General features: G+C 65.3%; 12 protein-coding genes. 10 read left to right on the forward strand and 2 right to left on the reverse strand.

Going from position 1 to position 14,076, the window contains the following annotated elements:
- Nucleotides 1–3 precede the first annotated feature (3 nt).
- Complete coding sequence (locus tag BSG08_RS01310; protein WP_093030833.1) at nucleotides 4–549, forward strand: hypothetical protein; 546 nt, start codon at nucleotides 4–6, stop codon at nucleotides 547–549.
- A gap of 862 nt (nucleotides 550–1,411) precedes the next feature.
- Nucleotides 1,412–2,242 (forward strand): DNA adenine methylase, encoded by an 831-nt coding sequence (locus tag BSG08_RS01315; RefSeq protein ID WP_093030836.1) that lies wholly within the window; start codon nucleotides 1,412–1,414, stop codon nucleotides 2,240–2,242.
- 263 nt (nucleotides 2,243–2,505) lie between these two features.
- On the opposite strand, the gene BSG08_RS01320 is transcribed toward BSG08_RS01315, so the two are convergent.
- Entirely contained in the window at nucleotides 2,506–3,537 is a 1,032-nt protein-coding gene (locus BSG08_RS01320) for a Hint domain-containing protein (RefSeq protein WP_139274525.1), read from the reverse strand.
- A 440-nt stretch (nucleotides 3,538–3,977) separates the two neighbouring features.
- Here BSG08_RS01320 and BSG08_RS01325 point away from each other — a divergent pair, with 440 nt between their 5' ends.
- The 3 genes from BSG08_RS01325 to BSG08_RS01335 are packed head-to-tail and all read left to right on the forward strand — an operon-like array spanning nucleotide 3,978 to nucleotide 7,173.
- Nucleotides 3,978–5,141: an isovaleryl-CoA dehydrogenase gene (locus BSG08_RS01325; RefSeq protein ID WP_093030842.1), complete on the forward strand. Its 1,164-nt coding sequence runs from the start codon at nucleotides 3,978–3,980 to the stop codon at nucleotides 5,139–5,141.
- Nucleotides 5,138–5,599 (forward strand): lysozyme inhibitor LprI family protein, encoded by a 462-nt coding sequence (locus BSG08_RS01330; RefSeq protein ID WP_093030845.1) that lies wholly within the window; start codon nucleotides 5,138–5,140, stop codon nucleotides 5,597–5,599. The genes BSG08_RS01325 and BSG08_RS01330 overlap by 4 nt, the downstream gene beginning before the upstream one ends.
- Nucleotides 5,596–7,173, forward strand: a complete 1,578-nt coding sequence (locus BSG08_RS01335) for an AMP-binding protein (RefSeq protein ID WP_093030848.1) — start codon at nucleotides 5,596–5,598, stop codon at nucleotides 7,171–7,173. Before BSG08_RS01330 ends, BSG08_RS01335 begins: the two co-directional genes overlap by 4 nt.
- A 71-nt stretch (nucleotides 7,174–7,244) precedes the next feature.
- On the opposite strand, the gene BSG08_RS01340 is transcribed toward BSG08_RS01335, so the two are convergent.
- The gene (locus tag BSG08_RS01340; protein ID WP_093030851.1) at nucleotides 7,245–7,856 is read right to left on the reverse strand and encodes an OmpW/AlkL family protein; all 612 of its coding nucleotides are present in this window, start codon (nucleotides 7,854–7,856) and stop codon (nucleotides 7,245–7,247) included.
- Nucleotides 7,857–8,017: 161 nt separating this feature from the next.
- Between BSG08_RS01340 and BSG08_RS01345 the strand changes: the two genes are divergently transcribed.
- From BSG08_RS01345 to BSG08_RS01365, 5 genes are read left to right on the forward strand one after another with little or no spacing between them, the layout of a single operon-like run.
- A complete protein-coding gene (locus BSG08_RS01345; RefSeq protein WP_093030854.1) occupies nucleotides 8,018–9,625 on the forward strand; it encodes a carboxyl transferase domain-containing protein in 1,608 nt (535 codons plus the stop codon).
- A gap of 57 nt (nucleotides 9,626–9,682) precedes the next feature.
- A complete protein-coding gene (locus BSG08_RS01350; protein WP_093031926.1) occupies nucleotides 9,683–11,623 on the forward strand; it encodes an acetyl/propionyl/methylcrotonyl-CoA carboxylase subunit alpha in 1,941 nt (646 codons plus the stop codon).
- Entirely contained in the window at nucleotides 11,620–12,276 is a 657-nt protein-coding gene (locus BSG08_RS01355) for a glutathione S-transferase family protein (protein WP_093030857.1), read from the forward strand. The genes BSG08_RS01350 and BSG08_RS01355 overlap by 4 nt, the downstream gene beginning before the upstream one ends.
- 2 nt (nucleotides 12,277–12,278) lie before the next feature.
- A complete protein-coding gene (locus BSG08_RS01360; RefSeq protein WP_093031929.1) occupies nucleotides 12,279–13,136 on the forward strand; it encodes a hydroxymethylglutaryl-CoA lyase in 858 nt (285 codons plus the stop codon).
- Entirely contained in the window at nucleotides 13,136–13,918 is a 783-nt protein-coding gene (locus tag BSG08_RS01365) for a crotonase/enoyl-CoA hydratase family protein (protein WP_093030861.1), read from the forward strand. The genes BSG08_RS01360 and BSG08_RS01365 overlap by 1 nt, the downstream gene beginning before the upstream one ends.
- Nucleotides 13,919–14,076: the final 158 nt, after the last annotated feature.

The raw sequence follows: 14,076 nt of genomic DNA on the forward strand, positions 1-14,076 counted from the left end.
CCCATGAGTGAACCCCGTGTTGCCATCACCGAACCGGCCGTCGAGGACCGCCTCGGCTTCTGGCATCCCGATCTGGGATACTGGGAGACCGTGGGCACCCCCTCCGGCCGTGTTCTGGACGGCTATATGGACGGCACGCAAAACGTTCCGCTGAGACCGCACCCGCACAGCGTGTTTCTGGATGGAGAATGGGTCGACGGACCGCCCGTTCCGGTCCCGGACGAGGCGATCTACGCGGAGGCGAATGCCCGACTGCGCGCCCTCGCGGCGGATTACCCGGCCGAGGAGCGCGAGACCTGGGCAACCCAGGCGGCCGAGGCCGCCGCGATCCTCGCCGATCCGGCAAGTGCTGATGCAACCATGGCCCCGTTTCTCGCCCGCCGCGCGCTCCAGCGCGGCTGGACACTGGAAGAGATGGCGACGCGCGTGCAGGCGCTGGCGGTGGCCTTCGCCGATGCCTCGGGCGCGATCCTCGCGGGTCGCGACGCGCTTCTGGCAATGCCCGAGCTGCCGCAGGACTGGAACACCAACGACGCCTGGTGGAGCTGACCCGCCGTCCGCGGGCTCCCGTTCCGGGAGTGGGGGAGGTCACGGGGGCTGGAGGAACCCCCGTGACACAGGGGGAAAGCCATCACGCACACATCCCCCGTCGACCACACAAGCAAAATGGCCACTCCCTGCCCCAAGTGGGGCTGCGAAACCATCTAGGTGATTCACCTCACCAGATCGAGACCTGCGGCGCTGTGAATCCGGTTGCTTCCGTTCAAGTTATCGCGAGGCGCGCTTACATCCGGTGTCCCGATCACACGCTTGCACTGCCGCGGAGCCGAAACGCCAACGACGATTACTGGAGCTGACCTGCCACCGACGGGATCCTGTTCCGGGAGTGGGGGAGGTCACGGGGGCTGGAGATACCCCCGTGACACGGGGGGAAGAGCCACTGCCTACTCTCCCCCCCGTCGGCCAGCCCAACTTATGGCCGCTCCTTGCCCCAATCGGGGCCGCGAAACCATTAGGTGATTCACCTCGCCGGATCGAGACCTGCGCCGCTGTGAGACCGGTCGCTTTCGTTCAAGTTGTCGAGAGGTGCGCCGATATCCGGTGTCCCGATCACATGCTTGCGTTGCCGCAGGACTGGAATATCAACGACGCCTGGTGGAGCTGACCCGCCGCCCGCCCGGCAGGCCTTCATCTGGAACCGGGGGCGGATCGGCCCAAGGGTAGGGGCGAACCTTACGGCAAATGCCTCTCCCATGATCCGGCACGGACATCGGGGGAGGTCACGGGGCGCGCCAACGCCCCGCAACACGGGGCCCAAGTCGCAAAACCAAACCCCGCCGACCAGCAAAAGCCTTATGGCCGCTCCCATCCCTGATCAGGGAAGCGGCATAGAGGCATGATTCTGTACCCCATGGAAAGAGACCAATTGCACCCCGTCCACCCCGTCAGCCCCGTCGCCCCGTGGCTCGGCGGCAAACGCAATCTCGCCAGGCGGATCGTCACGATTCTCGACCGCATCCCGCACCAGACCTATGCCGAGCCGTTCGTCGGCATGGGCGGCATTTTCCTGCGCCGGACCATGCGCCCGCGCTGCGAGGTGATCAACGACGCCGCGCTCGACGTCAGCAACCTTTTCCGCATCCTGCAGCGGCACTATCCGCAATTCCTCGAGGTGCTGCGGTTCCAGCTCACCACGCGGGCCGAGTTCCTGCGCCTCGTCAACACCAGGGCCGATACGCTCACCGATCTCGAACGCGCCGCGCGGTTTCTCTATCTCCAGCGCACTGCCTTCGGCGGCAAGGTCTCGGGGCAGAATTTCGGGGTGTCAAAGGACCGGCCAGGGCGCTTCAACCTCTCGACGCTCGAGCCGATGCTCGAGGATCTGCACACGCGGATGTCGGGCGTGGTCATCGAGTGCCTCGATTATGCCGAGTTCATCAGCCGCTACGACGGCCCCGGCACGCTCTTCTATCTCGATCCGCCCTACTGGGGCAGCGAGAACGACTACGGCAAGGCCATGTTCGCGCGGGCGGATTTTGAGCGGCTGGCAGATCAGCTGGCGGGCCTCAGGGGCCGGTTTCTAATGTCGATCAACGACGTGCCGGAGATCCGCCAGGTCTTTTCCGGGTTCCACATGGAAGAGGTTTCCACCACCTACACCATCGGCACCAAAAACGACAGCCGGGGCCAGCGCAGCGAGCTCCTGATCTCGAGTTTCGGGGGAGTTGAGGGGGGTGTTTAACGGGGTGTTTAAGGGGCGTTGAAAAACCGGCCAGCCGTGCTGTCGAAGGTCAGTCAGTTTTGACAAACTGCGGAGTTTCGCGGCACGCTGAAGGAAGGTCGGTAGTGGCGGAACGGAGCGGACGCCAAGCTCTTATAGCACATCACGCTTCTCCCACGCGGATTCTAAATCGATTTATAAGTCAACCATATGGTCGTGAGCCCTTTAGCCGCACTTATGTGCCTCTTGAAGACTCAGAAATTGCAGGAAAACGATACCATCGTTCACGCAGCGAGAACGGCAGCTTCGTAGCCCCGGGCAACCCGTCGCGCGACAAGTTCCAAGTCGGTCCCATCGGCGAGTTCCGGAAACAGCTTGAGCAGTTCCTGCACGCTCTCCTGTGGAAGCATACTGAGGCTCTGGCGACCGAAATAGAGGCTTTCCGACAGCACGCCATTGCCGTCGATGATTTCATGCCTGTCGAACCTGATATGGAAATAACGCACACGCCCGCCTTGGACGCGGCGGGCCAATCCGGCGTCGGCGAGGTGGCAGGCCGCCACAAGGACTTGGTCAGTTCCCAAAAGCAGTTCTGCTCGCCATCCCTCTATCAGGATGCGGTGTTGTGGTGACACGCATAGCCTTTCCGTGTTTCCGATGCTTCCGGCAGCAAACTCGATCGGCGCGAGAGTGCCAAGGGCGGCCACTTCTACACCGCTCACCCAGCGAACCGGCTGCAAACCATGATCGAGGGTCCAGACTTCGTCGCCCACCTCGATCTCTTCGACGGCCTTGGTCCCGTGACGCATCCTGATGCGCGTTCCCGCGACGAAACAGGGCACCCCGGAGAACTGAACCGAGGACTCCGTGTCAAGGTCGGACACCCGTAGTTGGGTGTTGCCGTTTTGCAGATTGGGATAGCCGGCATTACCCGGCTGGCCAGCCAGGTCGATGGCGAAGGTGTCGCCCACCTTTAATGGCGCAAAGGCTTCCGACGACGTGATACGGATGAACGCCGCTGGCTGGCCCGGATCTCCCCTGACATCGCCCGACCCCAGGTAATCGTAGAAATAGGTAAACCCGCCAATGGTCACCGAGTCATTGGTCAGCACGGTACTCAGTGAAACCGAACCGGAGGTTTCGTTGAAAACCGCATCGCTGGTGGTCCCGGTGGTTATGTTGATGTTGCCACCGCTTGTGAACGGATCGCCGTTCACGTTCTGAAGCGTCAGAGAGATTGTTGCCATTTGTGTGTATTTGCCCTCTGTGATTATCCACATTTTTGGCAGCGGTTTTCGCACCACGAGAAATGGCACGGTGCGAGGTTATGCTGAGAAATGGTGCGAAGTTATGCTGAGAACGTGTCAGAAGTGCAGCGGATCGCGGGAGCCGGAGCTTGTTCTGAGGGAGATCGTTTCAAGGCAGACATTAAGAGCAGTTGATACATTCCGACGGCGAGTCGACCGTCCGCTCTGGGCTCGATTCAGCCTTTCCCTTCACCAGGCTCGAACTGCAGCAGTTTCACACTCATGCAATCGGTTTCAGCGATGTGATGGAGAGGTCAGTTTCGACTGTCCCCTTACCCGCGGTTTCAAAAATCGGTTGCTGCAATATACAGTGTAATTCACTGCAAAATAGAATGTCACGCTACACACGCTACATACACCGAGAGGGAGAAAAGGGGAATTGACCCGACTCGGGAGCTGTGCCTATAAATGAACAAGTGTTCAATAATGCCTGTCGGGAGGGAAGCGCGATGTTCAATGCGGTCATGCGGTTTGATCTGGGCGAGGATGTGAACGCCCTGCGTGAGATGGTGCATCGCTGGGCGCAGGAGCGGGTCAGGCCGATGGCGGCGGAGGTGGACCGCAGCAATGTCTTTCCCAATGAGCTGTGGCGCGAGATGGGTGATCTTGGCCTTCTGGGAATTACCGTGCCCGAGGAATATGGCGGGGCGGGGATGGGCTATCTGGCGCATGTGATCGCGGTGGAGGAGATCGCGCGCGCCTCGGCCTCTGTGTCCCTGAGCTATGGCGCGCATTCCAATCTCTGCGTCAATCAGATCAAGCTGAACGGCACGCCCGAGCAAAAGGCGAAATACCTGCCGGGGCTGGTGAGCGGCGCGCATGTCGGCGCGCTGGCCATGTCCGAGGCGGGGGCGGGCAGCGACGTGGTCAGCATGAAGCTGCGCGCCGAGAAGCGCAATGATCGCTATGTTCTGAACGGCAACAAGTACTGGATCACCAACGGGCCGGATGCCGACACATTGGTGGTCTATGCCAAGACCGACCCGGAGGCGGGCAGCAAGGGGATCACCGCCTTTCTGATCGAGAAGAGCATGAAGGGATTCAGCACGAGCCCGCATTTCGACAAGCTGGGGATGCGCGGCAGCAATACCGCCGAGCTGATCTTTGACGATGTCGAGGTGCCGTTCGAGAATGTGCTGGGCGAAGAGGGCAAGGGGGTGCGCGTGCTCATGTCCGGCCTCGATTACGAGCGGGTGGTGCTGGCCGGAATCGGGACGGGCATCATGGCGGCCTGCCTGGACGAGATCATGCCCTATCTGGCCGAGCGCAGGCAGTTCGGCCAGCCGATCGGGTCATTCCAGCTGATGCAGGGCAAGATCGCGGATATGTACACCGCGATGAATTCGGCGCGCGCCTATGTCTACGAGGTGGCCAAGGCCTGTGACCGGGGTGATGTGACCCGGCAGGATGCTGCCGCCTGCTGTCTTTACGCCAGCGAGCAGGCGATGGTGCAGGCGCATCAGGCGGTGCAGGCGATGGGCGGGGCGGGGTTCCTGAACGACGCCCCCGTCGCGCGGATTTTCCGCGATGCCAAGCTGATGGAGATCGGGGCGGGCACGTCGGAGATCCGGCGGATGCTGGTGGGACGCGAATTGATGGGGGCGATGGGGTGAGATCTGCTCTGGCGCTTGCGGTTCTGGCCACGGCGGCCGGCGCGCAGGAATTGTCCGTGGATGCGGCGCTGGTGCGGGCCTGTCATGCCGGGGCCGGGTTGGGCGAGACCCGACCGCCCTGTATCGGCACGGCGGCGACGGCCTGTCAGGCGTTGCCCGGCGGCGACACGACGCTGGGGATCGCCGAGTGCCTGATGGCGGAGACCGCTGCCTGGGCGGAACTGATGCAGGCGGCCTATGACCGGCAGGCCGAGGCGCTTGGCGGGCGGGATCGGGCCCTGGTGGCGCAACTGGCGAACGCGCAAGAGGCGTGGGGCGCCTATCGTGATGCGGAATGCGGGCTGCGCTATGGCTACTGGATCGAGGGGTCGATCCGCACGATCATGGCCGCCGCGTGCCATCTGGAGAAAACCGCCGCGCGGACAAAGGAACTGCGTGATCTGGGGGCGATGGAATGAGCCGGATGCGTCCGCTGTTGCGCCCGGCGCCCTACGAGGCGCTTCATGACGGGTTTCGCTGGCAGATTCCGGCGCGGCTGAACATGGCGGTGCAGGTCTGCGATGACTGGGCCGAGGCCGAGCCGGAGCGGGTGGCGATCCTGGACCTGTCCGGGGATGGTGTGCGCGAGGTCACTTATGATGCGCTGCGCGGCATGGCGGACGGGTTGGCGCAGGCGCTTGTCGCGCGTGGCGTGGGGCGCGGCGACCGGGTGGGCGTGCTGCGCTCTCAGGGGGCGTGGTGCGCCGCCGCCCATATCGCGATCTGGAAAATAGGTGCGATTTCAATTCCCTTGTTCAAGCTCTTCAAGCAGGATGCGCTGATCAGCCGGGTCGGCGATGCCGGGGCGCGCGTGGTCGTGACCGATGCCGAAGGGGTGGCGATGCTGGGCCCATTGCCCGAGGTTGCGGCGCTGGTGCCCGAGGCCGGGGCGTTGCCGCAGGGACGGTTCGAGACGGTCGGGACGGGGGCGGAGGATCCCGCCGTGCTGATCTATACGAGCGGCACGACCGGCAGTCCCAAGGGTGCGCTGCACGCGCACCGGGTGTTGACGGGGCATTTGCCGGGCGTCGAGATCAGCCATGATTTTCTGGGCCAGGACGGGGATTGCCTGTGGACGCCTGCGGACTGGGCGTGGATTGGCGGGCTGTTTGACGTGCTGATGCCGGGGCTGGCGATTGGCGTGCCGGTGGTGGCGGCGCGCATGGCCAAGTTCAGCCCCAAGGAATGCATGAAGATCGTGCGGGAAAGCTCTGTCCAAAATGTATTTTTTCCACCTACGGCCTTGCGGATGCTCAAGGCGGCCGAGGCGCGCATCGACGGGTTGCGCAGCGTGGCGAGCGGGGGCGAGCCGCTGGGGGCGGAGATGCTGGACTGGGGGCGGCGGGCCTTTGGCGTGACGATCAACGAGTTCTACGGTCAGACGGAATGCAACATGGTGGGCAGTTCCTGTGCGGCGCTGTTTGCGCCGCGACCGGGCGCGTTGGGGCGGGCGGTGCCGGGGCATGAGGTGGCGGTGATCGACGATGCGGGCCGGGTGACGGCGCAGGAGGGTGAGATCGCGGTGCGGCGCGGATCGGCCTCGATGATGCTGGAATACTGGCAGAGACCGCGCGAGACGGCGGAGAAGTTTCGCGGCGACTGGCTGTTGACCGGGGATCGCGGGATCGTCGAGGAGGGTTTCATCCGGTTCGTGGGCCGCGAGGATGATGTCATCACCAGCGCCGGTTACCGGATCGGCCCGGCGGAGATCGAGGATTGTCTGATGACGCATCCGGCTGTGGCGACGGTGGGCGTGGTGGGCAAGCCGGACGCCCTGCGCACCGAGATCGTCAAGGCCTATGTGGTGCTCAGGGACGGGGTGGCGGCGTCAGAGGTGCTGGCCGCGGAATTGCAGGAATTCGTCAAGCGGCGGCTTGCAAGCTATTCCTATCCAAGGGAAATCGCGTTTCTCGACGCGCTGCCGATGACGGTGACCGGCAAGGTGATCCGCAAGGAACTGAAGGCGCGTGCGGTGGCGGAGGTGCGGGCATGACGGGCGCGCTGGATGCACAAAGGGCTGGCGCGACGGCCAGCCCCGTGGTTCCGGTCCGGTTCGGAAGGGGATCAGAACCTGATCACATAGGCGACGTTGAAGATCCACGGGTCGATCTTGACCGTGCCGATCGGGATGTCGGCCACCTTCACATCGGTTTCGATGTCGATGTAGCGGATATCGGCGCGCAGCGCGGATTTGGCGCCGATCGCGTAATCCACACCGGCATGCAGCGCGAGGCCCCAGGAATCGTCGAGGCTGACGGGAACGCCGGCCAGAGGCCCTTTGCCCTTGTCATCGAAAAAGTAGGTGTAGTTGATGCCGGCGCCGACAAAGGGCGTGATCGGGCTGGAATTGGTGAAATGGTATTGCAGCGAAAGGGTGGGCGGCAGATGCCGGGTTTCGGCGACCTTGCCCGCGCCCGCGAGGTTGATGTCATGCTGGAACGGCCAGGATGCGAGCAGTTCGATCCCGAGGTTGTCGGCGATGAAATATTCGAAGTTCACCGTGGGGCGCAGGTTGCCATCGACATTGATGCGACCGGCGAGCGTGTTGGAGCCGCCGCTCGGTTCGACCCAGCCGAGACCGAGGGCGAGGGTGAAATCGCCCTTGGATTGCGCGAGGGCCGGAGCCGCGGTGCTGGCCATGAGGGCCGCGAGGGAGAGTGCAGTGATGTGTTTCATGGGTTTTCCATCCGTTTGCTTGCAGTCGCGGGTATGCGCGGGATTCCGTCAATTCACTTTGATGTGAGTCAAACCGCGGGGCGCGGAGAGGATTGTGATGGAGTTGCAAAAGGCGGGGCGGGCAGGGCCTTGCCTTGCGTCGATATGCGGGAGAGCGAACAATGCAGTTGAGATCAGCGGCGCTGCCGTCGTCCGAGGCGTTCAGGGCCAATCGCGAGGGTCATCTGGAGGCGCTGGCCGTGGTCGAGAAGGCCGCGGCGCTGGCCGTGGCCGGGGGCGGCGAGGCGGCGCGCGAGCGGCATGTGGGGCGCGGCAAGATGCTGCCGCGCGACCGGGTGGCGGGGCTGCTCGATCCCGGCAGCCCGTTCCTTGAGGTGGGGGCGACCGCGGCGCATGGCATGTATGGCGGTGACGCCCCCTGCGCCGGGCTGATCGCCGGGGTGGGTCGCGTGATGGGGCGCGAGGTGATGGTCGTGTGCAACGATGCCACCGTGAAGGGCGGCACCTATTACCCGATGACCGTCAAGAAGCACCTGCGCGCGCAGGAGATAGCCGAGGAATGTCATCTGCCCTGCATCTATCTGGTGGACAGCGGTGGCGCGAACCTGCCCAATCAGGACGAGGTGTTCCCCGACCGCGACCATTTCGGACGGATTTTCTACAATCAGGCGCGGATGAGCGCCAAGGGGATCGCGCAGATCGCGGTGGTGATGGGATCCTGCACCGCCGGGGGTGCCTATGTGCCCGCGATGAGCGATGTCACGATCATCGTGCGCGATCAGGGCACGATCTTTCTGGCCGGTCCGCCCTTGGTGAAGGCCGCGACAGGCGAGGTTGTGACCGCTGAGGATCTGGGTGGCGGTGATGTGCACACAAGGCTTTCGGGCGTGGCGGATTATCTGGCGGAGGATGACGCGCATGCGCTCAGCATCGCGCGGCGCGCGGTGGGATCCCTGGGAGGAGCCGGGCTGAAGCCCGACCTACAGTGGCAATCCTCAGAAGAGCCTGCCTATGATCCCGAGGAATTGCTGGGCGTGGTGCCGGTGGACCTGCGCACGCCCTATGACATCCGCGAGGTGCTGGCGCGGGTGGTCGATGGCAGCCGTTTCGACGAGTTCAAGGCGCGGTTCGGTGAGACGCTGGTTTGCGGCTTTGCCCATGTCAGGGGCTGTCCGGTGGGGATCGTGGCCAATAACGGCGTGCTGTTTTCCGAGGCGGCCCAGAAGGGGGCGCATTTCGTGGAACTGTGTTCACAGCGCAAGGTGCCGCTGGTCTTTGTGCAGAACATCACCGGGTTCATGGTGGGGCGCAAGTATGAGAATGAGGGGATCGCGCGGCATGGCGCCAAGATGGTGACGGCGGTGGCGACCACGGCGGTGCCCAAGATCACCATGGTGGTGGGCGGCAGTTTCGGCGCGGGCAATTACGGCATGGCGGGGCGTGCCTATCAGCCGCGATTCATGTGGTCCTGGCCCAACAGCCGGATTTCGGTGATGGGCGGCGCGCAGGCGGCGGGGGTGCTGGCCACCGTCCGGCGCGAGACCATCGAGCGCAAGGGCGGCACGTGGTCGGCGCAGGAAGAGGCCGATTTCAAGCGTCCGACGCTGGAGATGTTCGAGCGGCAGTCGCATCCGCTTTATGCAAGCGCGCGGCTCTGGGATGACGGGATCGTGGATCCGAGGAAGAGTCGGGATGTGCTGGCGCTTTCCCTGCGCGCGGCGCTCAATGCGCCGGTGGAGGAGACGCGGTTTGGCGTCTTCAGGATGTGAGGGGGGTCATGTCGGAATTTGGGTATTTGGGCCAAGAAGAAACTGGGGGCGTATGCGATGTTTGAGCGAATCCTGATCGCCAACCGGGGTGAGATTGCCTGCAGGGTGATGCGGACGGCGCGCAGCCTGGGCGTTGAGGTGGTGGCGGTCTGTTCCGACGCCGACCGGGATGCGGCGCATGTGGCGATGGCGGATCGGGCGGTGCATATCGGCGGGGCGGCCCCGGCGCAGAGTTATCTGCGCGGCGACGCCATCATCGCGGCGGCGCTGGAGACGGGGTGCGGCGCGATTCATCCCGGCTATGGGTTTCTGAGCGAGAACCCCGAATTCGTGGAGGCGGTGGAGGTGGCGGGGCTGGTGTTCATCGGACCATCCGCAAGCGCGATCCGGGCGATGGGGCTCAAGGATGCGGCCAAGGCGCTGATGGAGGAGGCGGGCGTGCCGGTGGTGCCGGGCTATCATGGCAGCAATCAGGATCCCGAGCATCTGGCGGGGGCGGCGGATGCCATCGGCTATCCGGTGCTGATCAAGGCGGTGGCGGGTGGCGGCGGCAAGGGGATGCGGCTGGTCGAGCGGCCCGAGGGTTTCATGGAGGCGCTGGAAAGCGCCATGGGCGAGGCGCGCACCGCCTTTGGCAATGCCGCCGTGCTGATCGAGAAATTCATCCAGAAGCCGCGGCATATCGAAGTGCAGGTGTTCGGCGACGGCAGCCGCGCGGTGCATCTGTTCGAGCGCGACTGTTCGTTGCAGCGCCGACATCAGAAGGTGATCGAGGAGGCCCCCGCGCCGGGCATGACCCCCGAGATGCGCGCCGCCATGGGGCAGGCCGCCGTGCGCGCGGCGGAGGCGATCGGTTACAAGGGGGCGGGCACCGTCGAGTTCATCGTCGATGGCAGCCGCGGGCTGCGCCCGGACGGGTTCTGGTTCATGGAGATGAACACGCGCCTTCAGGTCGAGCATCCGGTGACCGAGGCGATCACCGGCGTCGATCTGGTGGAATGGCAGTTGCGGGTGGCGGCGGGTGAGGGCCTGCCCAAGCGGCAGGAGGATCTGGCGATCAATGGTCACGCCTTCGAGGCGCGGCTTTATGCCGAGGATGTGCCGAAGGGGTTTCTGCCCGCCACCGGGCGGCTGTCGCATCTGGTCTTTCCGCTCGACTGCCGGGCCGACAGCGGGGTGCGCGCGGGGGACGAGATCAGCCCCTGGTATGATCCGATGATCGCCAAGGTGATTACCCACGGTCCGACGCGCGCGGTGGCGCTCGGTCGTCTGGCGGCGGCGCTGAAGGGCACAGAGGTTGCCGGGACGGTAACCAACCTGGCCTTTCTGGGTGCGCTGGCGCGGCATGAGGGATTCGCGCGGGGCGAGATGGATACCGGGCTGATCGGGCGCGATATAGACAGGCTGGTGGTACCGCCCGTGGCCGGACCGCACGAAGTGGCGCTGGCGGTGCTGGCGGCGCTGGGCCTGCTCGAAGCCGCGGAGGACGAGGTGGGATTCGTGCTGTGGCAGCCGCTGGAGCGGGAGGTGCGGCTGGTGCATGAGGGGGCCGAGATCGCGGTGCGGCTGCGCTCTCTGGGGCCGGATGCACATGATCTGCAGGTGGGCGAGAGCACCGTCGAGGCGCGGCGCGTGGGCGGGCGGTGGCGGCTGGACGGGCAGCCCGCGCCCGGCGTGGCGGTGGATGGCAGGCGGATCACGGTTTTCGCGCAATACGGGTTGGGGTTCGATCTGGTCGACCCGCTGGCGCGCGAGGGCGCGGCGGGCGGCAATGCCGCGCTGATCGAGGCACCGATGCCGGGGCTGGTCAAGGCAGTCTACGCCAAGGCAGGTCAGACGGTGGCCAAGGGCGATCGGCTGGCGGTGCTGGAGGCGATGAAGATGGAGCACAGCCTCTTGGCGGCGCGCGACGGGGTGGTGGCCGAGGTTCTGGTGAACGCGGGCGAGCAGGTGACGGCGGGCGCGGCGCTGGTGCGGCTGGAGGAGGATGCGGCATGATCACGCTGCATCATGTGCCGCTGGCGCGGTCGTTCCGGGTGTTGTGGCTGTTGGAGGAGTTGGGGCAGGAGTTCGATATCCGGTATTACTCGATCCGTGACGTTTCGATGCGCACACCTGAGTTTCTGGCGCTGTCGCCCGCCGGGCGGGTGCCGGTGCTGGAGCATCACGGCGCGGTCTGGTTCGAGAGCGGGGCGATCGTGCAGCTTTTGTGTGAGACTTACCCCGAGGCGGGGCTTGCGCCCAAGCCGGGCAGCGTGGAGCGGGCGCGTTATCTGGAGATGCTGGGCTATGCCGAGACGGTGGGCTGTCTGCTGGAGAACCTCAATCTCAATCAGGTGTTCCTGCGCCCGCCGGCAAAGCCCTCTGCCGTGGTGGTGAAGCTGCTCAATGCGCGTCTGCGTGCGGCGCTGGCGGCGATGGAGGCGCGGCTGGAGGGGCGGTATCTGCTGGCTTCGGGATTTTCGGCGGCGGATGTGGCGTTTGCCTATGGGTTTGAACTGGCGCGGTATTATGTCGATCTTGACGCCTATCCACGGCTCATGACCTATTGGACCCGGCTGCAGGAGCGGCCTGCCTATATCCGGGCCAGGGCGCGGGACGGGCAGCAGGATATCTATACGCAGGAGTTCTATCCTGTGCCGGAGGTGTGATCATGGGCGAGCCTGTCGAGATTTTCGAGGTCGGTCCGCGCGACGGGTTGCAGAACGAGGCACGGCGCATCCCGACGCGCGAGAAGATCGCGCTGATCGACTGTCTGAGCGGGGCGGGGTTCGCGCGGATCGAGGTGGCGAGTTTCGTCAGCCCCAAATGGGTGCCGCAGATGGCGGATTCGGCAGAGGTGCTGCGCGGCATCGCGCGCGCGCCGGGCCTGCGCTATGCGGCGCTGACGCCCAATCTGCGCGGGCTGACCGATGCGCTGGAGGCGGGGGCCGATGAGGTGGCGATATTCGGCTCGGCCTCGGAAGGGTTCTCGAAGGCCAATATCAACGCGACGATCGAGGAGAGCCTTGCACGCTTTGCGCCGGTGATGGAGACCGCCAACGCCGAAGGGATCCGGGTGCGCGGCTATGTGTCCTGCGTGGTGGAATGCCCCTATGACGGGGTGGTGGCGCCGGCGCAGGTGGCGCGGGTGGCGGCGCGGTTGTGGGAGATGGGGTGCTACGAGATCAGCCTGGGCGATACCATCGGGCGGGGCACGCCCGAGGCGGTCGATGCGATGCTGTCGGCTGTCGGCGAGGTGGTGCCGGGCGATCATCTGGCGGGGCATTTTCACGATACCAGCGGTCGGGCGCTGGAGAATATCGAGGTGGCGCTGGCGCGCGGACTGCGGGTATTCGATGCGGCCGTTGGCGGGCTGGGGGGCTGTCCCTATGCGCCGGGGGCGGCGGGGAACGTGGCCACCGAGGCGGTGCATGACCGGCTGATGGGCCTGGGATACGAGACCGGGCTGGACCGGGACGTTCTGGATCGCGCGGCGCAGATGGCGCGGGCGATGCGGGGGGAGGCATGATGACCGAGACCATCAGCATCGAAAGGGATGCGCGCGGCGTTGCGACGCTCTGGCTGGACCGGGCCGACAAGCATAATGCGATGTCGGCGCGGATGATCGCCGAATTGCACGCGGCGGCGGAGCAACTGGGTGCGGATCAGGCCTGCCGCGTCGTCGTTCTGGCGGCGAGGGGCAAAAGTTTCTGCGCGGGAGGCGATCTGGGCTGGATGCGCGAACAGTTCGAGGCGACGCCCGAGGCGCGGGGCCGGGAGGCGGCCAGACTTGCCCATATGCTGCAGGCGCTCAACACGCTGCCCAAGCCGCTGATCGGCCGGATCCACGGCAATGCCTTTGGCGGTGGTGTGGGGCTGATGAGCGTGTGCGATGTGGCGGTGGGGGCGGATCATGCGCAGATGGCGCTGACCGAGACGCGGCTGGGGCTGATTCCGGCCACCATCGGGCCCTATGTGGCCGCAAGGATGGGCGAGGCCAATGCGCGGCGCGTGTTCATGTCGGGCCGCCGGTTCGGCGCGGCGGAGGCGGTCGGGCTGGGATTGCTGGCGCGGGCTGTGCCGGAGGTGGAACTGGACGCGGCGGTCGAGGCCGAGGTGCTGCCCTATCTGGACTGCGCGCCGGGGGCGGTGGCGCGAGCCAAGGCGCTGCTCCGCGGCTTTGGCCCGCAGATCGACGAGGCGGTGATCGCCACGACGATCGCGGCCCTGTCGGATTGCTGGGCGGGGGACGAGGCCGTCGAGGGCGTGGGCGCCTTTTTCGACAAGCGCAGACCGCGCTGGCAGGGCTGAGTCGGGTCGATTTGCCGCGATGCGGCGCAGACGGTCCGGTTTTCGGGCCAATCCGGCGATTTTTTCGCATACTGCCGCATACAAACTCTTGGATTCCGCTGTTTCGGCTGATCAAACCCGTGCGCGCTCGGTTGACCCCATCAAGGGGCAGGTTTAAA

Source organism: Roseovarius azorensis (genome assembly GCF_900109455.1).
Taxonomy (GTDB): domain Bacteria; phylum Pseudomonadota; class Alphaproteobacteria; order Rhodobacterales; family Rhodobacteraceae; genus Roseovarius; species Roseovarius azorensis.